The sequence below is a fragment of the Streptomyces himalayensis subsp. himalayensis genome, assembly GCF_013778455.1.
In the GTDB taxonomy this organism is placed as follows: domain Bacteria; phylum Actinomycetota; class Actinomycetes; order Streptomycetales; family Streptomycetaceae; genus Streptomyces; species Streptomyces himalayensis.
In genome coordinates, this window is the sequence record NZ_JACEHE010000010.1 from 108,523 (window position 1) to 135,104 (window position 26,582).

16 protein-coding genes are annotated in these 26,582 nt (G+C 69.2%); 4 read left to right on the forward strand and 12 right to left on the reverse strand.

Translation table 11 applies throughout. The features are described 5' to 3' along the window. Positions 1 to 251: 251 nt before the first annotated feature. Positions 252 to 626 (reverse strand): PIN domain-containing protein, encoded by a 375-nt coding sequence (locus H1D24_RS18070; protein WP_181658632.1) that lies wholly within the window; start codon positions 624 to 626, stop codon positions 252 to 254. Between the two features lie 293 nt (positions 627 to 919). On the opposite strand from H1D24_RS18070, the gene H1D24_RS18075 reads away from it, so the two are divergent. Continuing rightward, complete coding sequence (locus H1D24_RS18075; protein ID WP_309484362.1) at positions 920 to 2,014, forward strand: PLL family lectin; 1,095 nt, start codon at positions 920 to 922, stop codon at positions 2,012 to 2,014. Positions 2,015 to 2,114: 100 nt separating this feature from the next. On the opposite strand, the gene H1D24_RS18080 is transcribed toward H1D24_RS18075, so the two are convergent. After that, positions 2,115 to 3,227, reverse strand: a complete 1,113-nt coding sequence (locus H1D24_RS18080; RefSeq protein WP_181658634.1) for an LCP family protein — start codon at positions 3,225 to 3,227, stop codon at positions 2,115 to 2,117. A 393-nt stretch (positions 3,228 to 3,620) separates the two neighbouring features. Between H1D24_RS18080 and H1D24_RS18085 the strand changes: the two genes are divergently transcribed. Then, positions 3,621 to 7,598, forward strand: a complete 3,978-nt coding sequence (locus tag H1D24_RS18085) for a CDP-glycerol glycerophosphotransferase family protein (RefSeq protein WP_309484363.1) — start codon at positions 3,621 to 3,623, stop codon at positions 7,596 to 7,598. A 7-nt stretch (positions 7,599 to 7,605) separates the two neighbouring features. Here the strand turns inward: H1D24_RS18085 and H1D24_RS18090 are convergent, their stop codons facing one another. Beyond that, positions 7,606 to 8,457, reverse strand: a complete 852-nt coding sequence (locus H1D24_RS18090) for an endonuclease/exonuclease/phosphatase family protein (protein ID WP_309484364.1) — start codon at positions 8,455 to 8,457, stop codon at positions 7,606 to 7,608. Between the two features lie 190 nt (positions 8,458 to 8,647). Between H1D24_RS18090 and H1D24_RS18095 the strand changes: the two genes are divergently transcribed. Both H1D24_RS18095 and H1D24_RS18100 read left to right on the forward strand, forming a co-directional pair. Beyond that, complete coding sequence (locus H1D24_RS18095) at positions 8,648 to 10,174, forward strand: hypothetical protein (protein WP_181658636.1); 1,527 nt, start codon at positions 8,648 to 8,650, stop codon at positions 10,172 to 10,174. A gap of 47 nt (positions 10,175 to 10,221) precedes the next feature. Then, positions 10,222 to 11,778 carry a hypothetical protein gene (locus H1D24_RS18100; protein WP_181658637.1) on the forward strand — a complete coding sequence of 519 codons (1,557 nt, stop codon included), beginning with the start codon at positions 10,222 to 10,224 and terminating at the stop codon, positions 11,776 to 11,778. 67 nt (positions 11,779 to 11,845) lie between these two features. Here H1D24_RS18100 and H1D24_RS18105 read toward each other — a convergent pair whose 3' ends face one another. From H1D24_RS18105 to H1D24_RS18145, 9 genes are all read right to left on the reverse strand, one after another. Then, positions 11,846 to 13,975 (reverse strand): 3-hydroxyacyl-CoA dehydrogenase NAD-binding domain-containing protein, encoded by a 2,130-nt coding sequence (locus H1D24_RS18105; protein WP_181658638.1) that lies wholly within the window; start codon positions 13,973 to 13,975, stop codon positions 11,846 to 11,848. Beyond that, complete coding sequence (locus H1D24_RS18110; RefSeq protein WP_181658639.1) at positions 13,972 to 15,192, reverse strand: thiolase family protein; 1,221 nt, start codon at positions 15,190 to 15,192, stop codon at positions 13,972 to 13,974. The genes H1D24_RS18105 and H1D24_RS18110 overlap by 4 nt, the downstream gene beginning before the upstream one ends. A 507-nt stretch (positions 15,193 to 15,699) precedes the next feature. Beyond that, positions 15,700 to 17,100, reverse strand: coding sequence for an alkaline phosphatase PhoX (locus H1D24_RS18115; RefSeq protein WP_181658640.1), 1,401 nt, complete (start codon positions 17,098 to 17,100; stop codon positions 15,700 to 15,702). Between the two features lie 198 nt (positions 17,101 to 17,298). Then, positions 17,299 to 17,982, reverse strand: a complete 684-nt coding sequence (locus H1D24_RS18120; protein ID WP_181658641.1) for a response regulator transcription factor — start codon at positions 17,980 to 17,982, stop codon at positions 17,299 to 17,301. Continuing rightward, complete coding sequence (locus tag H1D24_RS18125) at positions 17,880 to 19,478, reverse strand: sensor histidine kinase (RefSeq protein WP_181658642.1); 1,599 nt, start codon at positions 19,476 to 19,478, stop codon at positions 17,880 to 17,882. The genes H1D24_RS18120 and H1D24_RS18125 overlap by 103 nt, the downstream gene beginning before the upstream one ends. Next, positions 19,444 to 19,905, reverse strand: a complete 462-nt coding sequence (locus H1D24_RS18130) for a hypothetical protein (RefSeq protein WP_181658643.1) — start codon at positions 19,903 to 19,905, stop codon at positions 19,444 to 19,446. The genes H1D24_RS18125 and H1D24_RS18130 overlap by 35 nt, the downstream gene beginning before the upstream one ends. Further along, positions 19,902 to 22,235, reverse strand: coding sequence for a SulP family inorganic anion transporter (locus H1D24_RS18135; RefSeq protein WP_181658644.1), 2,334 nt, complete (start codon positions 22,233 to 22,235; stop codon positions 19,902 to 19,904). The genes H1D24_RS18130 and H1D24_RS18135 overlap by 4 nt, the downstream gene beginning before the upstream one ends. Positions 22,236 to 22,513: 278 nt before the next feature. After that, entirely contained in the window at positions 22,514 to 24,982 is a 2,469-nt protein-coding gene (locus tag H1D24_RS18140; RefSeq protein WP_181658645.1) for a SpoIIE family protein phosphatase, read from the reverse strand. Between the two features lie 296 nt (positions 24,983 to 25,278). Then, positions 25,279 to 26,574 (reverse strand): ribonuclease D, encoded by a 1,296-nt coding sequence (locus H1D24_RS18145; RefSeq protein ID WP_181658646.1) that lies wholly within the window; start codon positions 26,572 to 26,574, stop codon positions 25,279 to 25,281. Between the last annotated feature and the right edge of the window lie 8 nt (positions 26,575 to 26,582).

Genomic DNA, 26,582 nt, shown 5'->3' on the forward strand with positions numbered 1-26,582 from the left:
CTGTCGGCGAGGCCCATCCACGGGCGGATGCCGAGTGAGTGAGCGGTGGTCTCGACTCAGGCATCTGCGAGCGGCGGACCGGTGGTCCGGCAGGCGTCAGGACCGGCCCCGCCGCACCCTTGTCCCGTCGGCTTCTCACCGATGCGCGTCCGCGGCCTGATGCCAGGGACGCGGCGAGGACCGCTGTGGGGACGGCTGTCTCGGATGTGCTCGCGAGTCGGCCGTGGGGGATTGACTTCCCGGATGTGAGCTCAACGGTCGCCAACGACCGCGCGCGGGCCTGTGACCTCTGCGCCAAGCTCGACGACCCTCCGACGCAGTTCACGGTCCGCCGTGATCACCAGGCGAGTGCGCTCCTGGGTCTCGGCCACCAGCTCTGTGATGCGGTCGTCGCCGCTGCCGGGGGATTCCTCGACCCGCACGCCGGGGACCGATTCCACTCCGCGGGCCGCGCCCTCCACCACGAGGACGATGTCCAGGGGACCCGGGTGGCCGGCCAGGCCCTCGGCGGCGCAGGACACGAGCCGGTCCCTGAGCCGCTCGGTTGCGCCTCGCCGGTCCCGCCACCAGCCGTCGGGCACCGAGCCGACGACGTTGGCGGCGTCGACGATCACCAGTGCCCTCACGGTTGCTCCTCTGCCGTCCTGTCCTCGACCCGCACCAGTTCCACCGCCACGGCCGCTCCCCGTCACGGGCGCGTAGCCAGAACAGTATCCGTGCGGAAACCGGGTGCCGCCCACTTCCCGGCCGTGATCACGGGAGTGAGGCCAGGCAGGAACGGGTGCCGGCGGCAGCCCGAAGAACTGATGAACGAACGGCATATGATGTGGCGCGAATCAAGGTTTCCGTTTCCGTGTCCATGATGCGGTGGGCTACAGGAAGGTGACTCCAGGCCATGCGGAGAAGGTCGGCAGGCTCCGTGGGGTACGCCCGCCCGGTCGGGGACGGCTACGCGGCGGACCAGGGGCGCATCGCTTCCGGAACGGCTCACGGCAACTGGCTCACTCTCGGCAAGGACGGCCGGCTCACCCTGTACGCGCCCACGGACGGCGGACTACTGCGCTGGTCCGAGACGGCCGTCGGCGGCCCCGCCTGGAGCGGTCCGCACTTCGTGTCCGTGGCCGACCTGACCGACCTGACCGTGGCCCAGGGCGCCAACGGCTATGTCCACTTTCTCGGCCGCAGGCAGCGCACCGGCTCCGACGGCTCCCCGAGCGTGGACATCGTGCACGCCATCCAGTACCAGACGGGACGTGCCGTCACCGAGTGGCGCTCCATAGGCAACCCGCACAGTGACCACGACCAGGGCCGTGCGCTGGGCGTGCCGATCGGCACGATCGCCACGGACGGCACTGTGCACGTCTTCGTACGGAGTGCGAGCCGCGGCCTGATGCTGCGGCGCGAGGCTCCGAACGGCAAGTGGAAGGCCTGGGAGGACCTGCTCGGCAGCGGCATCGACGAACTGCCTGCTGCTGTCGCCCTCGCGGGCGGGAGGGTGGAGGTCTGCGCCGCCGCCGAGACGGGGGTGCTGGTGTGGCGGCAGGCGGAGGCAGGGGGAGGTTTCGCCGCGCCGCGGGGATTCTCACTGCGGCCGGTGCAGGGCACGGTCGCGGCCCTGGAGACGGGACCGGACCGCGCCACCTACTTCTGGACGGACGCCGCAGACGGCGGCACGGCGGCCTGGCGGCCCGGCGGCTGGCCCGTCGCGCTGGGCGGCTCCCCCGCGGAGCGACCCTATGCCGTGCTGCGCACAGCGTTGGACGGCTACGACTGTGTCGTGCTTGCCTCCCGAGGCCAGGACGGCACAGCGGTGCTCGGTCTGGGCGGTACGGAGAACGAGACGAACGGCTTCTGGTGGTACGCGCTGGCCGAGCACTGCCAGGGCGCGCCCGCGCTGGCCCGGGACGGCCTTGGCAGGGTGGTCATGGCACTGATCGACCCTGAGGGGGTGCCGCGCGTGGCACGGCAGGAGGACGGCGCCGGTCTTGCCCTCACCCGGTGGCAGCGGCTCTGACCCTGGACCGGCGGCCGCGGCTCGGACGGTGGCTGGGCGGCGCACTGGCGGGGGCGCGGATCTGACGGTCCGGCGCCCCCGTTCTGCGCGGTGTGGCGGCTCAACCGCCCGTTGCCGGCGACTTCTTGGCCGACTCGGGGATCTCCTCGTCGCTGCGGATCGCCTTCCACAGCTGCGTCGCCTGCGGCTCTGCGGCCACCACCCGGTTCGGGTCTGCGGTGTCGTACTTCACGGGCAGCATGATCGTCTCCATGGTGGAGGGATCGACGCCGTTCATGCTGCGTGCGAACTCGGCGAGTTTCGTCAGGGAGGCCAGTTCCGCGTCCGTGGTCAGCGACTCGGTGAGTTTGTCGGCGATCTTGAACGCCTTCGTGGGGCTGCCCAGCAGGTCCTGTTTCTTGATCTCGGAGAGCAGAGCGATCATGAACTGCTGCTGGAGGCCTATACGGCCGAGATCGCTGCCGTCTCCGACGCCGTGCCGCGTGCGTACGAAGGCGAGCGACTCGGTGCCGTTCAACTTGTGTGTCCCGGCGCTGAGGTCCAAGCCGCTGGACTCGTCCTTGATGGCCTTGTCGACGGTGACCGTCACGCCGCCTATGGCGTCGACGAGACCCTTGAAGCCGGCGAAGTCGATCTCCACAAAGTGGTCGAGTCGCACTCCCGACATCTGCTCCACGGTCTTGACCACACAGGCCGGACCTGCGAGCGAGTACACGGAGTTGAACATCACACGCTTTGCGGAAGGCAGCGTGGAGCCGTCCGACTTGGTGCACTTCGGGCGGGTTACCAAGGTGTCTCGGGGAATGCTGATGGCGGTTGCCTGCGTGCGGCCCTCGGGGATGTGCATCACGAGGGCGGTGTCGGAGCGGGCTCCCGAGGCCTTGCCTGTGCCCAGCGATGCATTGGCCCCCGAGCGCGAGTCAGAGCCCAGGACGAGGATGTTCTGCCCCGACGTGGGCAGCTTTTCGGGGCGGTCGTCGCCGAGAGCCTTGTCCAAGTCGACGCCGTCGATATTGCCGTTGAGGTCGCTGTAGAGCCAGTAGCCGGTGCCGCCTGCGGCCAGCGCGAGGACCAGCAGCGTCAGAAGTATTATTCGTCCCTTTCGCCGCTTGCCGCGTCGCTCGGAACGCCGTCGTCTGCCGCGCTGCGGCTGCCCAGGGCTGGGTGCTGCCCGGTGGCCGCGCCGTGACTCGGTGGTGGCGCTGTGCGTCATTCCGTTCGGTCCCTCTCCTCACCGGCTCCGCTGTCGGCGGAGTGTGGGACCCGGGTGGGGGGAGGCCGGCCCACTAATGTCATCGGTCATCGGTTCAGTGCGCACTATATGCATTTCTTCAAGGGCAGCAGGCCTGACTGCGAAGCAGCGGTGAACAACACATGGCTGACTCTTGACCACTCTTAGGACTGATTTAGGATGTGTGAACCCTGTGACTGTTGTTCGGTCACATGTTTGGGGCGGCGTCTGATCGACTGGGGGGTTGATCCAGGCACGTCAGTAGGGGTGGGCGCACCCAGGGTAACCGGCCAGAGCTGTCCGGCTGTTACTGGGTGTGGCGAAGTGTCTCGGTGGGAGTGGATCTTGGCTGAACGGCCGCGTCTCAGTGTTGTCGTGCCATTTCAGGATGTTGAGGTCTACCTCGCCGAGTGCCTGGAGTCGATAGCCCGGCAGACCTTCAAGGACCTCGAAGTGATCCTCGTCGATGACGGTTCGACCGACAGATCCACGGAGATAGCAGCCGACTTCTGCGCGCGCGACCCGCGTTTCCGGATCATCCGGCAGGAGGCTCATGGGCCTGGGCAGGCCCGGAATGTCGGTATACGTGCCATGCATCCCGAAGGCGAGTTCCTGGCCTTCGTCGATGGCGACGACGTCATCCCCGAGTACGCGTACGAGTTGTTGATCCGGACACTCGAGGAGTCCGACTCCGACTTCGTCTCGGGCAACGTGCAGATGATGAACTCCACCAAGAAGTGGCAGTCTCCACTGCACAAGGGCCCCATGCAGCGCAATCGGCGCGGCACGCACATCACGAAATTCGATGCGCTGATCTATGACCGAACTGTCTGGAACAAGGTGTTCCGGCGGTCCTTCTGGGACTACCACTACATAGAGTTCCCCGAGGGTGTTCTCTATGAGGACTCCTGGGTGAACATGTTCGCCCACTTCCGGGCCACCAAAGTCGACGTGATAACGGACATCGTCTACTTCTGGCGGCGAAGGGAGGGAGGCGCGGCTCCGTCCATCACCCAGCGGCACACCGAGCTGAGCAACCTCAGGGACCGGGTCGCGGCCGTGCAGTCCGTGAGCCGCTTCCTGGCCGAGCGGCGCTCGCGTACGTATGTCGAGAGCAAGCGCAAGTACGACCTCGCCTGTCTCAAGTCCGATCTGATGCTGCATCTCAAAGTGCTGCCGGACGCCGACGAGGAGTATCAGGACGCGTTCATGGAATGGGCCAACCAGTTCCTGGACGAGGCCGACCCCGACATCATCGATGAACTTCCGGCCGACGCCCGCGTGAAGTGGCTACTCGTGCGCGAATGGCGACTCGACGAACTTCTCGATGTCATCGAGTTCGAGAGACGCGGCGGGCCCATGCCCGTGCAGCGGCGCCTTCGGCGCTACCTGAACTACCCCTATCTCGGAGACCGTCGGGTCGGTATCGACAAGAAGGCCTACCGCCTCGACAAGGAATTCTCACTGCACGGCTCGTTGAGTGGCGCGCAGTGGAAGTCCGAGTGGCTGGTTCTCACCGGTTCCGCATATGTCCGGTTCATCAATGTGCACAAAAAGCACATGTCCGTGAAAGCGCTGGCCCTGCGCAACAAGAAGCAGGGCCGGATGGTGCTCGCGCAGGCGAAGACCACCTATGCGCCCCAGGCCACCGAGCACTCCAACCAGAACCGCTACTGCTACGACTGGGCCGGCTTCGAGGCCCGGATCGACACCACGCGCCTCAAGCGCAAGGGGGAGTGGGTCGAGGGCACATGGGACGTCGCCGCGGGCGTGCTCAGCCGGGGACTGTTCCGCTACCGCGGCCTGGACCGGGGCAGCGCCGGTACGGCGGCCAACCCGCCGTACCGCTATGTCGACAAGAACACTCGGATCCTGCCGGTCTTCCTTCAGGGCAAGCTCAAGCTACGCGTGGAGATCGTGCGCTGCCGCATCACCCGCCACCGTGTGGTGGGCGATCAGCTCGAACTCGGGGGCGTCTACCTCGGCCCCAAGGTGCCCGAATGGGGCAAGCTCCGGGTCGCCAGCATGAGCGGCGCGGGGCGCCACGACGCCTGGGTCCGCTTCACCCCGGGCGGCGACGGCTGGTGCACCTGGGTCGCCCGTCTTCCCCTGCGCGAACTCGTGCCGGGATATCGGACGGAGGCACGCGCCGGGGCCGAGATCCCGCAGTCCTGGAGCATGGGCAGCAACGGCTGGAAGACCACCTTCCATGTCGAGGGCCGCAAGATGACCATGTATCCCGTCATGGCTGAGGAGACGCCGGACGGGCACTACCGCATGCCGGCCTCCCTCCAGACACGTGAGGGCGACCGTGAGGTCGTGGTGCACCGCAACGGCTCCGGGTACCTGGTCCTGTTCGAGCGTGCCACCCTGCCGACCGTCATCCGCTTCGCCTGGCGGGAGGACGGATCTCTGGAGATCATCGGCCGCTACCAGGCCGCTGACCGGCTCTCGGCCGCGGAGTACCGGGCAGCGCACTTGGTGGTGCGCTCGCGCGCCCACGGTGCCGAGCGTGCCGTTCCGCTGGCCTGGAACGGCAACGAGTTCCGATGTGTGATGACGCCCGCGGCCATGCGGACACTGGCCGGCGACATTCCCCTCGCGTCCGGCCGCTGGGACTTCTTCCTGCGGCGCCAGGACCTCTCGGCAGTCGCTCCCGAGGACCGCCTCGAGGACCTGATGATCAAGATCGAGCAGGACCTCATCAGCGGTTTCCCGGAGGATTACGAGGAGAACGAGCGCCGGTACGAGCTCCAGGCCGAGGCCTACGACCGGCTCTCCCTCCTGGTCCACTCCGCCATGCCGGACTACGCGCGCGGCCCGTACCGCCAGAAACTGCTGCGCACCAAGGCCTACCCGGCGGCCCGCCGCAAGAAGGTCCGCCCCGCGATCCTCTTCGATGCCTTCAAGGGCACCCAGTACTCGGACAGCCCTCGCGCTCTGCACGAGGAACTGGTGCGCCGCGGTGTGGATGTGGAACACCTATGGGTCGTGCGCGACGACCAGGTGGAGGCGCCTCCCACGGCGACCCCGGTGCGCATGTGGTCGCCGGAGTGGTACGACGCGCTGGCCCGAAGCCGATACGTCATCGCCAACAACCACCTTCCCGACTGGTTCGAGAAGCGCGACGGGCAGGTCGTCGTGCAGACCTGGCACGGCACCCCGCTGAAGAAGATCGGCCACGACATCGAGGCCATCCACTTCGCCGACCAGCGCTACCTGGAGCGGGTCGAGAAGGAGGTGCAGAACTGGGACATGCTGGTCTCGCCCAACAGCTTCTCCACCCCGATCCTCAAGCGGGCCTTCGGCTTCCCGGGCGAGATGGTCGAGTGCGGCTACCCGCGCAACGACATCCTGCGCCGCCCCGGCATGGAGCGGCGAGAGCAGGAGATCCGACGCCGCATCGGCCTGCCCGAGGGCAAGCGGATCATCATGTACGCGCCTACGTGGCGTGACGACCAGTTCTACGCGCCCGGCAAGTACAAGTTCGATTTCCGCATCGACCTGGACGACGCCCGCGCACGCCTGGGCGCCGACCACGTGCTCATGGTTCGCCGCCACCCCAACGTGGTGGACCCGGTACCGGGAGCGGGTGACGGATTCGTCTTCGACGTCTCCGACTACCCGGACATGGCCGATCTGTCCCTGATCACCGACGTGATGATCACGGACTACTCGTCCCTCATGTTCGACTACGTCAACACCGGCCGCCCGATCCTCTTCTTCACCTACGACCTGGACCATTACCGCGACACGCTGCGTGGCTTCTACTTCGACTTCGAGCACAGCGCGCCGGGTCCCCTCGTGTACACCTCACAGGACCTGGTGTCCGCCATCCGCGACATCGACCGTATCCAGGACGCCTACGCCGAGCGATACCGCTGGTTCCAGGGCGAGTTCTGCGATCTGGACGATGGCTACGCGTCCGCCCGGCTCGCGGACCGGCTCCTGATCGCGGGCGGCGACCTGGCACCCGAGGATGCGAAGGCCCCGGCTGTCGGCACGGTGGACACCCGCCATGCCGGGCGCGCGCTCACGCCGATCCAGTGGAGGGCGCAGGAGTGGTTCAGCCCCCAGGGGCAGCAGCGACACCCTGCGCATCCGCATCCAGCCTCGGCAAACGGACGTCGCCTGGGCGCCGTTCCCGTACAGCCGGGTCCGACCGCGCAGGGACAGGCGTACCCGCCCCGGCAGCCGTACCCAGCCGGCGATGCACAGCCGTATCAGCCCCGGCAGGGCGAGCAGCAGCGCCGCCCCCACGCAGGGCCGCAATCGGCGCGCCTCGAACTACCGGCTTCGCCGCCCGGGGCCCGGACGTCCGACGGCCGGACCTACGAGGGCGTGATCGTCTGATGCCCGCTCATGCCGTCCGCACCCTGATCAGCAGCGCCCGGTGGTCCGATGCGCCGGTGTCCCGAACCTCGCATCCGGACCTCGGCAACCTGGTGAACAGGTAGTCCAGCTTGTGACCGGAAGAATGGGTGGCACGGCCCGAGCGCGAGGATGCGGACGACTGGTCGCACTCCCGATGCGCGGTGTACGGTCCGGCGGGCCACACCCAGGCGGAGGGATTGCCGCCTGCCGGCGGATCCACGTTCAGATCGCCGCCGTAGACCGTGCGCCTGCCGGACGCGGCACCCACCAGTGCCTTCAGCTGGTCGTCACGGAAATCCCAGTCGGGGTGGGCCGTGTCGCTGCCGGGCGGGCTCAGATGAGCGTTGCAGATCCGCAGGCGGTGCGCGGCCACCGTGGCGCAGAGAATGCCGCGCTGCAGTCCGACGGTGGGCTGCGGCGAGGCCACCGCGGTCACCTCGGACAACGCGGAGTCCGCGAGAATGCCGAAACCTGCCTCACCCTGGCCAGCTGCGGCGCACCTCACGGTGCTCTTGCGTCCGTCGTCGTCACGCCACTTGTACGCCGTGAAGGAACTGCGCCAGGACGGCCCGAGCGCCTTGCGGGTCGCCTTCAGATCGGCGGCGCAAACCTCCTGCACCAGGATCACCTTGGCTCGTGCCCGGGTGGCGAGCCGCTTCAGCTGGCGTTTCTTCTCGGCCCTGCTGCCGGTTTCGGCACAGCCCCATTGTTGTACGCCGCACATGTTCCAGGAAGCCACGGTCACCTCCCGCGCCGCGGCGACCGAACGGTCCGAAAAGATGGACTGTGTCATGGACACCGCGGAGGCGAGTCCCAGCAGTGCGAGCGCCGCGACCACGAGCCTGAGTCCTCGCCGCCTGCGCGATCCGGACGCCGAGTGAGTAGGCATCAGCAGCATCCCGACATGATGTCCCATTTGCTGACTGGGCGCCAATGTGCTGACGTATCAACCTGTCTCGGACACTCGTCCCACCGGGAGTACCACAACCGCCCGACTTCGAAGCACCTGATGAGAGTGGAACCGCACCATGTCTAAAGCAGCCGCGAAGGGCCGACACGTGGTCCAGGGGATAGACGCCTCCGGCGGCTACCCCGTCGAGTACCGGTTCGCCCATTCGAGGAGCGGGAACCGGCACCTGACGGTCGTCTTCGCCAACATCTACGCTCCGGACGACTATGGATGGGCCACGGGTATCCTCGACAGCCTCCGGTCGAACGTCCTCTGGATCCGGGACAGGTTCGAGGGCGGGAACACGTACTACCTGTGCAAGGGGATGGACTTCGCCGTCGAGAGGTCCGTGATCGGGCTCATCTCGAAGGTGATGAAGGCCCTTGGACTGACGCCCGGCGACGTCACCCTGTGGGGCAGCTCGAAAGGCGGCAGCGCGGCGCTCTACTTCGGGCTGAGGTACGGATTCCGGAATATCGTCGCCAGCGTGCCGCAGCTCCGGATCGGCACGTTCGTGCGCGACGTCTACCCCGACACCGGCCGGCACATGCTGGGTGAGGCGATGTCGGACGACAATGTCCGCGTCCTCGACGCGATCCTGCCCGACCTGCTGATGTCGGGGGCGAACCCGGATGCGCACATCTATGTCGTGTCCTCGCCGCAGGACGAGCAGTACAGCACCCAGGTGCAGCCGTTCCTGGGGCTGCTGCAGCGGTACAAGAACTTCAACTTCATCTTCAGCGAGTCCCCGTTCATCACGGGACACGGGAAGGTGACCCAGCGCAACACGCCCCCTCTCCTGGGCATCGCCTACCTCCTCGTCGAGGGAATCGCTCCGCGTCTTGGTCTCGCCCGCCATGGCTACGAGGAGCCCGAAGCCGATAAGTCGGGCATCGAGGGCTTCCTCAAGTCCACGTCAGTGGTGCAGGACTCGTTCGCCGCTCCGGTCGTGACCATGCCCACGGCGCAGTCCTTGCTGCCCGCCGCGACCGTTCGTTTCGCGGGCTGGGCGCACGGGGCGGTCCGCGTGAGCATCTGGGAGAACGGCAAGTACCTGGCGTCGGCTCCTGTCGGCGCCGACGGCGGCTGGACCTGGGACGGGGACAAGCCGTGGAGCACGGGCGAGCACGTGGTGAGGCTCTTCGCCGTCGATGCGAACGGCTACCAGTCCGAGCGCACCGACGTGCAGTTCACGGTGTCCGAGCACGCCGCGGTGCAGCACGCCGCGGTGCAGCCGAGCGCGGATGCCCGTGCGCTGCACGCCGCGGGGCCGGGGTACGCGGGCCAGGGGGTGCAGGGCGGACTCCCGGCGCCGGTGGTGCAGCTGCCGGAGGCGTACCAGCAGGTGCTGGGGACGAAGGTCGGCTTCGCGGGCGTCGCCAGGGGCGCCGCCCAGGTGGGGTTCAGGGAGAACGGGATCTTCCTGGGGGCGTGCGCGGTTGCCCCTGAGGGGCGTTGGGCCTGGGACCCGGGCCGGCCCTGGGCCGAGGGCAGGCACACCGTCGAGGTCTTCGCGGTGGACGCGGCGGGGGGCGAGTCCCCGGCGGCTCCCGTGCCCTTCTCCGTCACGAACGCCTCGGCCGGTGCGCCACGCGCCGGGTACTGAGCTGAGCCCACCCGACTTCGAAGCACATCTGAGAGTGGAGTCCGTACATGTCCAAAGCACCCTCGAACGGGCGGCAGCTGCTCAGTGGGATCGACGCCTCAGGAACGTTTCCCGTCGAGTACCGGTTCGCCCATGCCAAGAACGGCAACCGCCATCTGGTCGTGGTCTTCGCCAACTTCTCGGCGCCTCAAGACTACGGATGGTCGAACGGCGTCTTCGACAACGTCAGGGCCAACATCCTGTGGATCCGTGACCGGTTCGACGGAATGAACAGCTACTACCTGTGCAAGGAGATGGACTTCTCCCTCGAGAGATCCGTCGCCACACTCATCTTCAACGTCATGAAGGCCCTGGAGCTCACCCCGGACGACGTCACCATGTGGGGCGGTTCGAAGGGGGGCAGCGCGGCCCTGTACTTCGGGCTGCGCTACGGCTTCCGGAACATCGTCTCCATCGTGCCCCAGTTCCTGGTCGGGACGTACGTGAACAGGGTCCACCCGAAGGTTGCCCGGTTCATGCTGGGTGAGGGAGTCCCGGAGGAGAACGTGCGGATCATGGACGCCATCCTGCCCGACCTGGTCCGTTCGGAGACGAACCGCGGTGCCAACATCTACCTTCTGTCCTCGCCGCAGGACGAGCAGTACAAGGAGCAGGTGGAGCCTTTCCTGGGCCTTTTCCAGCGGTACGAGAACTTCAACTTCATCTACAGCGAGTCCCCGTTCATCACCGACCACACGCAGGTCACCCGGCGCAACGTGCCCGCCCTCATGGGCATCGTGAACCTCCTGGCCGACGGCACCCCGCCGCGCCTGGGCTACGTCCGCAACGGCTACGAGGAGCCCGACCGCGACCGGTCGGCCATCACCTCCTATCTCGCCTCCACGTCGGTGGTGAGGGGCCCGGAGTTCCCGCCGCCCGTGGTGACGGCACCCTCGTTCCAGGAGGAGGTGCGCAGGGACGCCGTGCGGTTCACGGGCTACGCCCGGGGTGCCGTCCGCGTGATCGTATGGGAGCACGGCAAGTACCTGGGGCAGACCGATGTCGCCGCCGACGGCAGCTGGTCCTGGGAGCTGGGCAGGGCCTGGAGCAAGGGCAAGCACCCCGTGAAGATCTACGCGGTGGACTCGGCGGGCTTCCAGACCGAGCGGACCGAGGTGAACTTCACGGCGGTCGACAGTCCCGGCGCCGCCCCGGCGGGCTCGGAGATGCCGGGCATGAGCCAAGGTGCTGTCCCGTCGATGGTCGGGCAGAACCGGGGCGCCGCGCTGTCGACGGTCGGGCAGAGCGCGGCCGCGCCGGTGGTGCTGGAACCCGTGGCCCACGAGCAGGTGATGGACTCCAGGGTGGTCTTCACCGGGGCCGCCACGGGCGCCGCACAGGTGGGATTCCGGGAGAACGGCGTGCTGTTGGGTGGCGCCGCGGTCGCACCGAACGGCAGTTGGTCGTGGGACTCGGGCTGGGCCTGGAACGCGGGCATGCACGTCGTCGACGTCTTCGCCGTGGACGCCTCCGGTGCCGAGTCCCCGGTGACCCAGATTCCCTTCACCGTCATGAACGCCTCGGCCGGGGTGGCGGCGGCCCCTTACTACGGCGGGAACTACTGAGAACGCACACGACAGAGGGCCTCCGCCAGCGGCGGAGGCCCTCTTCACATACCGGGGCGTATGACGGTTACGCAGGAACCGACGCCACGCCCGGGGCGAGGAACCGCTTCCCGTTCACCCGCTCGCTGACACCCTCCCGATCCAGGTAAGGCGTGATCCCACCCAGGTGGAACGGCCAGCCCGCGCCCGTGATCAGGCACAGGTCGATGTCCTGGGCCTCGGCGACGACGCCGTCGTCGAGCATCAGGCCGATCTCCTGGGCGACGGCGTCCAGGACCCGAGCCCGCACCTGCTCCTCCGTCAGGACGGTGTCGCCCTGCTTCAGGAGCGCGGCGACCTCGGGGTCCAGCTCCGGCTTGCCGCTGTCGTAGACGTAGAAGCCGCGCTTGCCCGCCTCGACGACCGCCTTCAGGTTCGGGGAGACCTTGAAGCGGTCCGGGAACGCGCCGTGCAGCGTCTCCGAGACGTGCAGGCCGATCGCCGGGCCGACCAGCTCGAGGAGGACCAGCGGGGACATCGGCAGGCCCAGCGGCTCGACCGCCTTCTCGGCGACCTCGACCGGGGTGCCCTCGTCGATGACGTTCTGGATCTCGCCCATGAAGCGGGTGAGGATGCGGTTCACGACGAACGCCGGGGCGTCCTTCACCAGAACCGCCGTCTTCTTCAGCTTCTTGGCGACGCCGAAGGCCGTGGCCAGCGACGCGTCGTCCGTCTTCTCGCCGCGCACGATCTCGAGCAGCGGCAGGACCGCGACCGGGTTGAAGAAGTGGAAGCCGACGACCCGCTCGGGGTGCCGCAGCTTCGACGCCATCTCCGACACGGACAGGGACGAGGTGTTCGTCGCCAGGATCGCGTGCGCCGGGGCGACCGCCTCGACCTCCGCGAACACCTGCTGCTTGACGCCGATCTCCTCGAAGACCGCCTCGATGATGAAGTCGGCGTCGGAGAAGCCCTCCGCCTTGTCCAGGACACCGGAGACCAGCGCCTTCAGGCGGTTGGCCTTGTCCTGGTTGATACGGCCCTTGCCGAGCAGCTTGTCGATCTCGGCGTGGACATAGCCCACACCCTTGTCGACGCGCTCCTGGTCGATGTCGGTCAGGACGACCGGTACCTCGAGGCGGCGCAGGAAGAGCAGCGCCAGCTGAGAGGCCATCAGGCCGGCGCCCACCACGCCCACCTTCGTCACCGGACGCGCCAGGCTCTTGTCCGGCGCACCGGCCGGGCGCTTGGCGCGCTTCTGGACGAGGTTGAAGGCGTAGATGCCCGCGCGCAGCTCGCCGCCCATGATCAGGTCCGCGAGGGCCGTGTCCTCGGCGTCGTAACCCTGTTGCAGATCGCCGTTCTTGGCCGCGGCGATGATGTCAAGGGCGCGGTACGCGGCCGGGGCCGCGCCGTGCACCTTGCTGTCGGCGATGAACTTCCCGCGCGCCACGGCCTGGTCCCAGGCGTCACCGCGGTCGATGACGGGGCGTACGACCTCGATGTCGCCCTTGAGGACGTCCGCGGTCCACAGCAGCGACTGCTCCAGGAAGTCCGCGCCCTCGAAGATCGCGTCCGCGATGCCGAGCTCGAAGACCTGCTGGCCCTTGAGCTGCTTGTTCTGGTTGAGCGAGTTCTCGATGATGACCGAGACGGCCTTGTCGGCGCCGATCAGGTTCGGCAGCAGCGTGCAGCCGCCCCAGCCGGGGACCAGGCCGAGGAAGACCTCGGGGAGGGAGAAGGCCGGCGGGGCCTTCGAGACCGTGCGGTAGCTGCAGTGCAGACCGACCTCGACGCCGCCGCCCATCGCCGCGCCGTTGTAGTACGCGAAGGTGGGCACGGCGAGAGCCGACAGGCGCTTGAAGACCTCGTGGCCGCCCTTGCCGATGGCCAGCGCGTGCTCGTGCTTCTTCAGCAGCTCGACGCCCTTGAGGTCGGCGCCGACCGCGAAGATGAACGGCTTGCCGGTGATACCGACGCCGACGATCTCGCCGTCCGCGGCCTCCTTCTCGACCTGGTCGATGGCGGCGTTGAGGTTCGCCAGCGACTGCGGGCCGAAGGTGGTCGGCTTGGTGTGGTCGAGGCCGTTGTCGAGGGTGATGAGGGCGAAGCGGCCGGCACCCTTCGGCAGGTCGAAGTGGCGTACGTGCGCCTGGGTCACGACCTCGTCCGGGAACAGCTCGGCCGCACCCTTCAAAAGCTCAGCGGTGGTGCTCACTTGCTGCCTCCGTCGAAGTGGGGGTTCTCCCAGATGACCGTCGCGCCCATGCCGAAGCCGACGCACATGGTGGTCAGGCCGTAGCGGACCTGCGGCTGCTCCTCGAACTGCCGCGCCAGCTGCGTCATCAGACGCACACCGGAGGAGGCCAGCGGGTGGCCGAACGCGATGGCGCCGCCGTACTGGTTGACGCGCTCGTCGTCGTCCGCGATGCCGTAGTGGTCGAGGAAGGCCAGGACCTGGACGGCGAACGCCTCGTTGATCTCGAAGAGGTTGATGTCCTCGATCGACAGGCCGGCCTTGGCGAGGGCCTTCTCGGTCGCCGGGATCGGGCCGTAGCCCATCACCTCGGGCTCGACGCCCGCGAAGGCGTACGAGACGAGGCGCATCTTGACCGGGAGGTTGTTCTCGCGGGCGAAGTCCTCGGAGGCGATGATCGAGGCCGTCGCGCCGTCGTTCAGACCGGCCGCGTTACCGGCGGTGACCCGGCCGTGCGTACGGAACGGGGTCTTGAGGTTCGCCAGGTTCTCCAGCGTCGTGCCCGGGCGCATCGGCTCGTCGGCGGTGACCAGGCCCCAGCCCGTCTCGCCGGCCTCCGCGTTCGTCCGGCGCACGGAGATCGGCACCAGGTCGGCCTGGATCTTGCCGTTGGCGTACGCCTTGGCGGCCTTCTCCTGCGAGCGCACGGCGTACTCGTCGGCGCGCTGCTTAGTGATGTGCGGGTAGCGGTCGTGCAGGTTCTCCGCGGTCATGCCCATGAACAGGGCCGACTCGTCCACCAGCTTCTCGCTGACGAACCGCGGGTTCGGGTCGACGCCCTCGCCCATCGGGTGGCGCCCCATGTGCTCGACACCACCGGCGATGACGGCGTCGTACGCGCCGAAGGCGATGGAGCCCGCGGTGGTCGTGACGGCGGTCAGCGCGCCCGCGCACATGCGGTCGATGGAGTAGCCGGGCACGGACTGCGGCAGGCCCGCGAGGATGCCGGCGGTGCGGCCGATGGTCAGGCCCTGGTCGCCGATCTGCGTGGTCGCGGCGATGGCGACCTCGTCGATCTTGGCCGGGTCGAGACCGGGGTTGCGGCGCAGCAGCTCCCGGATGGCCTTCACGACGAGGTCGTCGGCGCGGGTCTCGTGGTAGATGCCCTTCGGGCCCGCCTTGCCGAACGGGGTGCGGACGCCGTCTACGAAGACGACGTCCCTGACGGTACGAGGCACGATGGCTCTCCTCCAGGGTGCGGGATGGCACTGCTGCGGGCGCACGCCACTGAGCGCGCGCTCACCCACCCATGCTACTTGCGGGTAACCAACCTGCCCAGTCCCCCCGCCGGGAGCGGTGAAGGTCACATCGACAGACACATCGACAGCGAGCGCCCGGACCCGTATCGGTGGGGCCGGGCGCTCGCTGTCGATCTTCAGGTACGGGGCGGGAGCTGCCGCTCGACCGGTCAGCTGCCTCCGCTCGACCGGCGCACTGCCTGTCCACTCCTGCTGGGAGCCCGGTGATTCCGTGTCGGCATACGGGTATCACCGGGCTCCCGTGTCGGGGTGCCGCCGGGCGTCACAGGCAGCGCGGTGCGCTCGCTCTGCCTGTGCGGCTCGCCGCCCGGCCGGGTCCGGTGCCGTTGTCCACCGGGACCCGCTTCACTGGCACCCCTCCTCGAGGGCGGGCCCGGAGACGGGGACGCGTCGTGCGGGCCTGCCCAGAGTCCTGTTGCCGGTCTATCAGTCGTCGTCCCCGTCCCACGGGCCGGTGATGGCGAGCAGGATGCCCGGGCTCTGGATGTTGGCGAACAGCGTCGACTTGTCGGGAGAGAAGGTGACGCCGGCGAACTCGCTGTAGCTCGGGGCATCCGCGGTGCCGGTGTTCACCTGGTTGCGGGCGATCGGGTAGGTCTGGCCCTCGAGGGTGGCGCCGAAGAGGTGCTGCAGACCATCGCCGTCGGTGGCAAGCACCAGGCCGCCGTAGGGGGAGACGGTGATGTTGTCCGGACCGTCGAAGGGACCGTCTACGGCCGGGTCCGGGTTCACGGCCAGCAGCAGCTTGAGCGTGATGGTCTGGTTGCTCGGGTCGAGGTACCACACCTGCCCGTCGTGCTGGACAGGGCTCTCGGAACCGGCGTAGCTGGAGACGAAGTACACGCCGCCGTCGCCCCACCACATGCCCTCGAGCTTGCGCGCGCGGGTGACCTCGCCTGCCGCGAACTGCTTGCGCACGGAGGTGGTACGGGCGTCCCGGTCCGGCACGTTGACCCACTGCAGCTTGTACATGGTGCCGAGCTTCGTCGCCCGGGAGAGGTCGTCGACGAACTGACCGTTGCTGTCGAAGCACTTGAACGCCTCGAACACACCCGCGTCCGCGGCCAGGGTCTTGAACTGGCCGGGCCCGTGCTTGAAGTCCTTCGGCGGGGTCCAGCGGTAGAGCAGGCCGTTGGGGCTGGAGGCGTCCTCGGTGAGGTAGACGGGGCCGTGGCCCTCGTCGATCACCACGGCCTCGTGCGCGAACCGGCCCAGGGCCTTGATCGGCTGGGGGTTCTGGTTGGCTGCGGCGTTGCGCGGGTCCACCTCGAAGACGTACCCGTGGTCCTTGGTCATGCCGTTGCTGCCGGCCTTGGCCTCGGTCTCCTCACAGGTGAGCCAGGTGCCCCACGAGGTGGACCCGCCGGCGCAGTTGGTGGAGGTACCGGCGATGCCGACCCACTCACGCACCGCGCCTCCGGAGGAGATCTCGACGACGGTGCAGCCGCCGGCCGCTGCCGGGTCGTACACCAGCCCGTCCAGGTGCGGCACGGGGTGGGAAGCGGTGGCCAGCGGGTCCTTGATCTCATGGTTGTTCACCAGCAGGGTGGCGCCGTTGTCACCCGCGAAGGCGGCGGTGCCGTCGTGCTTGTTCGGGGTGGGCTGGCCCGACACCAGCCTGGTCTCGCCGGCCCGGGTGAGGATCCGGTAGGAGAAACCCCGGGGCAGGGCCAGCACTCCCTTGGGGTCGTCGACCAGCGGGCCGAAGCCGATGCTGTCAGCGACGGCGCCAGGCGCCGTGGCGAGCACCTCCACGCTCCCGGCCAGCATGACTCCGGCTGCGGCAAACATGGAACGGTTGAGGAAGTCCCTGCGGTTGAGCGGCATTTCGTCTCCTGTGCGAATGGACATCGGCCGACGCATACGGCGTCGGCGCGGCGCCCATCCTGGCCACGCCAGGAGAATGCGGCAGAAAGCAGAGGAGAATCGGAGCGTTCACTTCTACTTCACCGCTCTCATCTTTCTCATCTTTATGCCTTTCTTGTCCGGCCTTCTCTGTCCGCCCCGCCCGAACGGCCGGGCCGGTCAGGTCGCGTCCGGCGGATCGAGCCGGTAGCCGCGGCCGCGGACGGTGGTGATGCAGTCGGCGCCGATCTTGCGGCGGAGGTAACGCACGTACACATCCACGACGTTGGAGGCTTCGTCGGCCTCGTATCCCCACACCGCGGACAGCAACTGCTCACGGGGCACCACGCGCCCGGCGTTACGCATCAGGACCTCCAGGAGCGCGAACTCGCGAGGGCTGAGGTCGACGATCCTGCCGTTCACGCGGGCCTGGCGCGTGCGTCTGTCGAGGGAGACACCGGCGCGGTACAGCGCCGAGTTGTCGCCGTCCTGCAGCCGGAGCCGTATGCGCGCGAGCAGTTCCTCGAAGCGGAACGGTTTCGGCATGTAGTCGTTGGCGCCTTGTTCGAGGCCTTTCACCGTGTCCGTGAGACCGGTACGCGCGGTGAGGATGATCACCGGCAGTGGGCAGGACACCGCGCGGAGCTGGGACAGGACCGCGAAACCGTCCTCCTCCGGCAGGCCGAGATCGAGTACGAGGAGGTCGAAGTCGCCGGACAGCGCCTGGTGGCGGGCGTCCGGGCCGTTGGTGACGACGGTGGTCAGGAAGCCGTGGGAGCGGAGCCCTTTTTCCACGAACGACGCGATATGGGCTTCGTCTTCGGCGATGAGGATATGGGCGGAAGGGTTCTCTGCTGGTCGCATGTCACCTTGTGAAGAGGGATTCTGAGGGTGAAGGTCGCCCCGTGACCGGGGTGGTTGTCCAATGTGACCGTGCCGTGGTGGGCTTCGGCGATGGCCTTGACGATCGCCAGACCGAGGCCCGCGCCGCCGGACCCGCGCGCGCGGCCCCCGCGCGCGAACCGCTCGAAGATGCGGTCCTGTTCGGCCGGGGGCACGCCGGGGCCGCTGTCCCGGACCCAGAGTTCGGCGAAACCGTCGTGTGCGCGTCCGCCGATCCAGATGCGCGCGTGCTCCTGGGTGTGCTGGGCCGCGTTCTGCGCGAGCTGGATCAGTGCCTGGGTCAGCAGCTGCCGGTCGCCGTGCAGCACCCAGGGGCGTGTGTCGTCGGCGAGTTCGAGCAGCCAGCGGCGCGGCGCCAGGGCCGACGCCTTGACGTACACCTCCTCGACCAGCTCCGGCAGGACGACGTGACCGGGCTTCAGCGGTTCGGGGCGGCGCGCCTGGGCGAGCATCAGCAGCTCCTCCACGATGCGGTTCATCCGGCGCAGTTCGTCGGTGGCCACGTCGACCGATCTCTGGCGGGCGACCGGGTCGTCGTCGAGCAGCTCCAGATGGCCGAGGATGATCGTGATGGGGGTGCGCAGCTCGTGGCCGGTGTCGTCGATGAACTGCCGCTGCGTGGCGAACGACTCCTCGAGACGGTCGAGCATGGCGTTGAAGGTCGTCGCCAGCTGGGATATCTCGTCCTCGTCGTGGACCGCGATACGGGCCGTGAGGTCGGACTCGTTGATCGACCGGGCCGTGTCCCGGAGCTGCACGAGCGGAAAGATGATGCGTCCGGCGAAGACCCAGCCCACACCGGCGGCCAGGATCAGCGCGCTGATGCCCAGGAGCACTTGCCTCCGGATGGCGTCGCGGATCTCGGCGCGCTCCTTCTCGGTGAACGTGGCGACGACGAGGACACCCCGAGAGAGATCCCCCTCGACCGTCACGGGCACCGTCACGTACCGGATGGGCCCGGCAGCGGTGGTGGCGTCCCCATAGGCGGGCCGGTCCGCGGCCGCGAACCGGGCCACCAGGGCGGGGTCGGTGTCCAGCCGGGCCGGAGGTTCGATGCCCGTACGGCGAAAGGGTGCTCCGTCGACAAGGGAGAGCAGCGTCTGGTGCCGGTCGGGAACCTGGTTCTGCAGGACGGACACGAACAGGTCGCGGACGCCGTATCGCGGGTCGTCCGTTCTCGGGCGGTGGCCCTTCGTGAAGGCCCGGAACTCCCGGATCTCGTTGGCGAGTTCCGCGTCGACACGCTCGTTGAGGCGCGCCGAGAAGATGAAGCTCTCGGCGACGGTGATGAGGCCGAGGGTGAGAACGACGAGCAGCAGCATGCGCCAGAGCAGCCGCTGCCGGATCGAGCGGAACCCACGGCGCCGGAAGAGGCCCGGGCGCGCACTCACCTGCTGCGGCTGCTCTGACGGTTGCGGCACGTCAGCCGTCGTCACCGCCGCCGTCATCTCCGCCATCGTCTCCACTGCTGGCACTGGGGGTTACGGTCGGTGTCGGGCTTCCCGTATCCCCGCTGCTGGCAGGGAGCGGGGATACGGGGCGCACCGGCTCCGCCTCGGAGGAGGGACGGCGCTCCGGCGTGGCCGACCGGGTCGGGGTCGGTTCGGCCACGTCTGATATGCCGTCATCATCCGAGGCGGAGCCGGTCGGCTGCCCCGTCTGCCGGGGCGAACCGACCGACGACGGGTGGGTCTCCAGCCTGGCGCCGTCTTCGTACGGCCAGCCTGAAGGCCCCGCCGCCGACGCCGCGGGCGTGCGTTCGACGACCACCGGGTCACCGAGCTGCGGGGCCGGGGCCCGCTCCGCACCGATCACCGGGACAGCGGTGACCAGGGCAAGGGCGAGCGAGGCGACGACCGTACGGATCCGGCGGGCTCTGGTCATGCGGGCACGTGCTCCCGGGTCTGGTCGCTGTCGGCCTCGGCGTCCGCCGCGGCGTCCGCGATGGCGGGGACCTTCTTGGCGCCGACGGGGCTGTAGGTGCCGGTGGCCGGGTCCAGCAGGTGCATCTCCGCCGCGGCGATGTCGAAGAACATGCCGGTGAGCTGCAGCGTCCCTGCCTCAACCCGCTCGCTGACGGCCGGGTAGGCGAGCAGGTTGTCCAGCTGCTGGAGGACGTTGAGCCGTCCCAGCCGGTCCTGCTCCGACCTGGCCGCTTCCCCGGCCTCCTCCGAGTCGACGCGGTACCGGGCCATCGTGTGGGTGCCGTGCGCCAGCCACGCGTCCAGCGCGCTGGCACCTTCGCCGCCCGCGCCGTCGAGCAGCGCGCCCATGGCACCGCAACCCGAGTGGCCGCACACGGTGATCGTGCTCACCCCGAGGACCGCGGTGGCGTACTCGATCGCGGCGGCCACGGACACGTCGGCGTCGGCGAACGCACCGTCCTCACCGGGACGCGGAACGAGATTTCCCACATTGCGCACGGTGAACAGATCACCGGGGCCGCTCGCCGTCATCAGATGCGGCACGAGACGGGAGTCGGAACACGTGATGAACAGTTGGGAAGGCTTCTGGCCCTCCTTCGCGAGTTCGGCGAGGACGGGCCGTACCAGGGGTGCGGTGACGCGCTGGAACTCGCTGACCCCGTGCAGCAGATGGGCCTTCGGGGCCGCCTCGGGCCGCCGCTGCGTCCACGGGAAGAGCCAGGCGGCGCCGGTCACGATGGACTTGCGGCCGCCCGGGGTGCCGGAGACGTTGTCCTCGTACCAGCTCTCGTGCACCTCGTCGACGTCCACCCGGCCGCCCATACGCTCGTGCGTGACGCGCCAGTTGTGCAGGGCCTCGAACGCGGCGTGGTCCATGTAGTCCACGTTCAGGTCGACATCGACGCGCGCGCCCGCCGGGATCTCCGCCAGGGTCCGGTTCAGCGGGGGCACGGCGGCGAAGGTCAGGGAGCCCTCGACCACCACGTGCCAGTAGTTGTCCTTGTGCTCGGTACGGATCTTGGTGTGCGTCAGCCGGTAGAGCGCCTGCAGTATGGCGACGACGATGCCGAGCGCCACACCCTCCAGCAGGTTCAGCTCCACGACGGCGAACGCGGTGACGACATAGATCGTCAGTTCCCGGTGGCGCTTGAGCTCGCGTATCTCCGCGGGCTTGACCATCCGTACGCCCATCACGACCAGCAGCGCGGCCAGCGCGGCGAGCGGGATCTGCTCGATCAGCCCGGCGGCCAGGACGACGAAGACGACGACCCAGGTGCCGTGCAGGATGGTCGAGAGACGGCTCTTGGCGCCGGCGGCGACGTTGGTGGAGCTGCGGACGATCACACCGGTGACGGGCAGACCACCCAGCAGACCGGAGGTCGTGTTGCCGAGGCCCTGGCCGATCAGCTCGCGGTTGAGACGGGCGCGCGGGCCGTCGTGCATGCGGTCCACCGCGACTGCGGAGAGCAGGGACTCGACGCTCGCGATCACCGCCATGGTCAGGGCGGCCAGGGCGATGGCGCTCCAGCTGCCGTGGGGCATCTCGGGGGCCAGGCCGAGGTCCAGGACGTTCTCGGGCAGGTCGACCCGTGCGGCGCCCAGGCCCAGAGCGGTCGCCGCCACGGTGGCCAGCACGATCGCCACCAGAGCGGCGGGCACGGCCTGGACCTTCGGCAGCTTCGGCCACAGCAGCATGATGGCGATCACGATCACGCCGACCACCGCGGCCCCCGAGTTCATGTGCATGACCTGGCCGGGCAGGGCCAGCACGTTCTCGGTGGCGGAACTGTTCGGCTTCCCGCCGAGCACGACGTGGATCTGGGCGAGCGTGATCGTGATGCCGATACCGGCCAGCATGCCGTGCACGATGGCCGGCGAGATGGCCAGCGCCGCGCGGGCCACGCGGAGGAAGCCGAGCGCGATCTGGATGAGACCGGCCGCCACGGTGATGGCGCAGGTCGCCGCCCAGCCGTACTCGTTCACGAAGCCGGCGACGACCACGGTCAGGCCGGCCGCGGGCCCGCTGGCCTGCAGCGCGGAGCCACCGGCGAAGCCGACGACGATGCCGCCGACCGCGGCGGCGATCAGGCCCGCGGTGATCGGGGCACCGGAGGCCAGGGCGATTCCGAGCGACAGCGGGATCGCGACCAGGAAGACGACGATGGAGGCGGGCAGGTCGTAACGGAGGTTGCCGAACAAGCCCGCCTTCGGTGATCGGGCAGGTCGGTTCTGCGCCTGATCGTCCGGATGGTTCTCTGGGGCGGTGGTGCGTGAGCTGTGCGACGGCATGGTGCGTCCTCTACTCAGGCATACGGATACGGACAGCACCCAGATAACTGCGACGCGTTGAACCTGCCTGGCTGAGGACCGGGACGCGGATTTGCGATTCGTTTACCCGTACATGAAGTTCCCATGAGGGAACTCTCATGGACTTGGGCCAGGGAATCGGGCCCTCGGGCTACGGAACTCGCATGCTGCCGCCCGGCACGGCGGCCCCTGGCAACGGGACGGCGACGGGGCAGAAGACCTCTCTCAGCGCAGCTGCCGCTGTCGCTCCAGGGCCGTGGTCACCCCATACGCTCCGTCAGCGGCTGCTCCGCCCAGATGATCTTGCCGTTGGGAGTGTAGCGGGTGCCCCAGCGCCGGGTGAGCTGGGAGACCAGGAACAGCCCCCGGCCACCCTCGTCGGTCGTCCGCGGGTGGCGCAGGTGCGGTGCGCTGCTGCCGGTGTCCGAGACCTCGCAGATCAGCGTCCGCTCCATGATCAGACGCAGCCGGAGCGGACCGGAGGCGTGCCGGATCGCGTTGGTGACGAGCTCGCTCACGACGAGCTCCATGGTGAAAGTCAGGTCCTCCAGGCCCCATGCCGCCAGTTGGCGGGCCGTCATCTGCCGGGCCCGCGCGACGACCGCCGGATCCGCGGGCAGGTCCCAGGAGGCCACCCTGTCGGCACCCAGACGGCGGGTCTTCGCCATCAGCAGTGCCGCGTCGTCGTGCGGTTGCGTGGGGACGAGGTCGTCAACGATCGTCCGGCACAGGTTGTCGAGCGGCAGGTGGTGCGCCTCCAGCGCGCGGCGCAGCCGCTGCTTGCCCACCTCGGGGTCCGGAACCGTGCCGGGTGCTCCGTGGGTGGCCACCAGGCCGTCGGTGTGCAGCGCGAGCACGCTGCCCTCCGGCAGATGGAACTCGGCGCACTCGAAAGGCAGGCCGCCCACGCCCAGCGCCGGACCGAGGGGCAGTTCGGCGAAGGTGACCGTGCCGTCGGGGGCGACGATCGCGGGCGCGAGATGGCCGGCGCTGGCCATGACGCAGTCGCCGCTGACCGGATCATAGACCGCGTACAGACAGCTCGTCCCCACGGTGTGGGCGCCTCCGGAGGGGGCGCCGGGGCCCGAGCCCGCTTCCCGCGCCGCCCGGCTGATCAGGTCGTCGAGGTGGGCGAGCACCTCGTCGGGCGGCAGGTCCAGATCGGCGAGGGTCTGTACGGCGGTGCGCAGCCGTCCCATGGCGGCGGCCCCCTCGATGCCGTGCCCGACCACCTCGCCCACCACCAGCGCCACCCGTGCGCCGGACAGCGGGATGAGGTCGAACCAGTCGCCGGCGAGGCCGGTCAGCTCGTCGGCGGGCCGGTAGCAGGTGGCCACGTCGACGGCCTCCTGCTCGGGGACGCCGTGCGGCAGGAGGTTCTGCTGCAGTACGAGGGCCGCGTCGCGCTCCCGCGTGTAGCGGCGGGCGTTGTCGAGGCATACGGCCGCACGGGCGACGAACTCCTCGGCCAGACTGAGGTCGTCGGCCTCGAACGGATCCTGGGTCTGGCGCCGGAAGAACGTCGTGATGCCGAGTGTGGTGCCGCGCGCGCGGATCGGCACGATCATCACGCTGTGCAGCCCCAGGTCGAGGAACGTGGCGGCCCGGCCGCCGGGAAGGTCGGTGGCCCACTCCCTGGCCAGCGGGTCCAGCCGCTCCTCGCGCCATGACTTGCCGCTGCTCAGGCACTCGATCGGCGGCGAACCGGCGTGATAGCGGGCCACGCCTCCGATCTCGACGACGGCTTCCGGAACCCCCGGCCGCACCGACTGGTGGCCGGCGCGGCGCAGCGGGACGACCTCCGGGTCATCGAGGGGACGACGGGCCGGCTCTGCCCCCTTGAGTACGGACTCCAGCAGGTCGACGGCGACGAAGTCGGCGATTTCCGGCACCGCCGAGTCGGCGAGTTCCTGCCCGGTCTGCATGACGTCGAGCGTGCGTCCGATCTGCTCGCCCGCCCGGTCCAGCAGGGCCAGGCGCTGCCGCGCGCGGTAGCGGTCGGTGATGTCCGTGACGGTGTAGTACACGCCCACGGGGTGTCCGTGGTCGTCCTCGAGCCGGATGAACGACATCGAGTGGGCGACCTCGCGCTGCGGACCCGACCGCAGCCGGCCCACGTGCTCGTAACCGATCACCGGTTCACCGGTCTGGAGCACCTTGCGCATCTGCGCCTCGATCGCCTTCACGTCCAGATCCGGCTGGATGTCGCCTAGCCGCCGCCCGAGGCGGTGCTGCGGCGGTCCTCCGCTGAACTTCTCCAGGGCCGGGTTCGACCACACGTACCGGAGGTCCGTGTCCACGACGGCGATGCCCATGGGCGACTGCGAGGCCATCCGCTCCAGCAGGTGCCGGCTCATGTCCCACCCCGGGGCCCCGGTCATGTCGCCGGCGAGGACCATCCAGCGCGCACTGCCGCCGGGCTCCTTCACCGGGATCATCCGCACCATCAGCCTGACCGGCCGGCCGTCCCGGTGCCGTGCCGAGAGCAGCCCGCTCCAGCCGCCGTCCTGCCGACACCGTTCGGTGATGGCCGGAAGCCGTGCCGCGTCCTCGTCGGCGAGGAGGGAGGTGACGCTGCGGCCCAGCAGGCCCTCCTGCGTGTATCCGAGGAGCCGTCCCGCGTTCCCACTGCAGCTCAGCACCACACCCCCAGCGTCGAGCAGCAGTATCGAGGCATCCGCCACATCGAATGCGGCCTGGCGTCGGGTGGGGTCTCTCTCCTCGCGCATCCCCACGGCTGCCCTTTCCGTTTGGAGTGCTATACGGCCTCTTTCCCGATTTATTCGCGTCGTTACCCTGCCGGTTTGGGCCGCTCGTTCTGCGCCGCCCGCCAGTAGTCGGGGTTCGGTTCACGAGCGGCTGCCGGCCGGTGGGCGGTGCGCCACCTGCCGGTGGGCGGGTCGGGGCGCGCCGGGATGTACTCCCCCAGTGCCTCAAGGGCCTCGGAGGTGCCCCCATCCCTCAAGGCAATGGGAGGGAGTGGGCGCAACCCAGATGCATGGTGCGTCGAAATGAGAGGCCGGCGTCAGCCCTGCGTGGCCTTCAGTGCCGCCACCAGGACTGGCGTGACCTGTTCGATCTGCCACGGCCGGGCGCCGTATCCCGCGAGGGCCTCGGCAACCGAGGCCGCGGACGGCGAGACCGGCGGCTCCCAGCACACCCGCCGGACCGTGTCCGGAGAGATCAGGTTCTCCTGCGGCATGTTCAGCTGCTCGGCGAGCGCCGAGACCGCGGCGCGGGCCGCGGACAGTCGCGCGGCGGCGGCCGGATCCTTGTCCGCCCAGGCGCGCGGCGGAGGCGGCCCGGTCACGGGCTGCCCCGGCTGCGGGAGGGACGAGTCCGGCAGCGCCCTGGCGCGGTCCACCGCCGCCTGCCACTGCTCCAGCTGACGCCGCCCCATACGGTGCCCGAAGCCGTTGAGCCCCGCCAGGGCGTGGACGTTCGGGGGCATCGCGAGCGCCGCCTCCACGATCGCCGTGTCGCCCAGCACCTTGCCGGGCGACACGTCACGCCGCTGCGCGATCCGGTCCCTGGCGTTCCACAGCTCCCGTACGACCGCCATCTGCCGACGGCGGCGCACCTTGTGCATGCCCGAAGTACGGCGCCACGGGTCCTTGCGCGGCGCCGCTGGCGGCGCCGAGACGATCGCGTCGAACTCCTGCTGGGCCCACTCCAGCTTGCCCTGCCGGTCGAGCTCCTTCTCCAGCGCGTCGCGCAGGTCCACGAGCAGCTCCACGTCGAGGGCTGCGTAGCGCAGCCAGGGATCGGGCAGCGGCCGCGTCGACCAGTCGACGGCGGAGTGGCCCTTCTCCAGTACGTAGCCCAGTACGCCCTCGACCATCGCGCCGAGACCCACCCGCGGGAAGCCCGCGAGGCGGCCGGCCAGCTCGGTGTCGAAGAGGCGCGTGGGGACCGTGCCTATTTCGCGCAGGCACGGCAGGTCCTGGGTGGCGGCGTGCAGCACCCATTCCGTGTCGGCGAGCGCCGCGCCGAGACCCGAGAGGTCCGGGCAGGCGACGGGGTCGATGAGCGCGGTGCCGGCGCCCTCGCGGCGCAGCTGTACGAGGTAGGCCCGCTGTCCGTAGCGGTAGCCGGAGGCGCGCTCGGCGTCGACGGCGACGGGGCCGGTGCCGTCGGCGAAGGCCGCGATCACCTCGGCGAGGGTCGCTTCGTCGGCGACCACCGGAGGGATGCCGTCACGCGGCTCGAGCAACGGAATCGGCGTCCCGTCCACTACGAGGCCTGCGACGCCGTCGTCCGGAGGGGCGCCCCCGGTGGTTCGCAGTGAACTGGCTGCTGCGGTGTCTTGGGCGTCGGTCACCTGTCAAG

Coding starts and splice junctions, on each gene's coding strand:
- H1D24_RS18080 (WP_181658634.1), bottom strand. CDS start 3,227: ATGACGCACAGCGCCACCACCGAGTCACGGCGCGGCCACCGGGCAGCA.
- H1D24_RS18095 (WP_181658636.1), top strand. CDS start 8,648: ATGTCTAAAGCAGCCGCGAAGGGCCGACACGTGGTCCAGGGGATAGAC.
- H1D24_RS18100 (WP_181658637.1), top strand. CDS start 10,222: ATGTCCAAAGCACCCTCGAACGGGCGGCAGCTGCTCAGTGGGATCGAC.
- H1D24_RS18115 (WP_181658640.1), bottom strand. CDS start 17,100: ATGCCGCTCAACCGCAGGGACTTCCTCAACCGTTCCATGTTTGCCGCA.
- H1D24_RS18120 (WP_181658641.1), bottom strand. CDS start 17,982: ATGCGACCAGCAGAGAACCCTTCCGCCCATATCCTCATCGCCGAAGAC.
- H1D24_RS18125 (WP_181658642.1), bottom strand. CDS start 19,478: ATGGCGGAGATGACGGCGGCGGTGACGACGGCTGACGTGCCGCAACCG.
- H1D24_RS18130 (WP_181658643.1), bottom strand. CDS start 19,905: ATGACCAGAGCCCGCCGGATCCGTACGGTCGTCGCCTCGCTCGCCCTT.
- H1D24_RS18135 (WP_181658644.1), bottom strand. CDS start 22,235: ATGCCGTCGCACAGCTCACGCACCACCGCCCCAGAGAACCATCCGGAC.
- H1D24_RS18140 (WP_181658645.1), bottom strand. CDS start 24,982: ATGCGCGAGGAGAGAGACCCCACCCGACGCCAGGCCGCATTCGATGTG.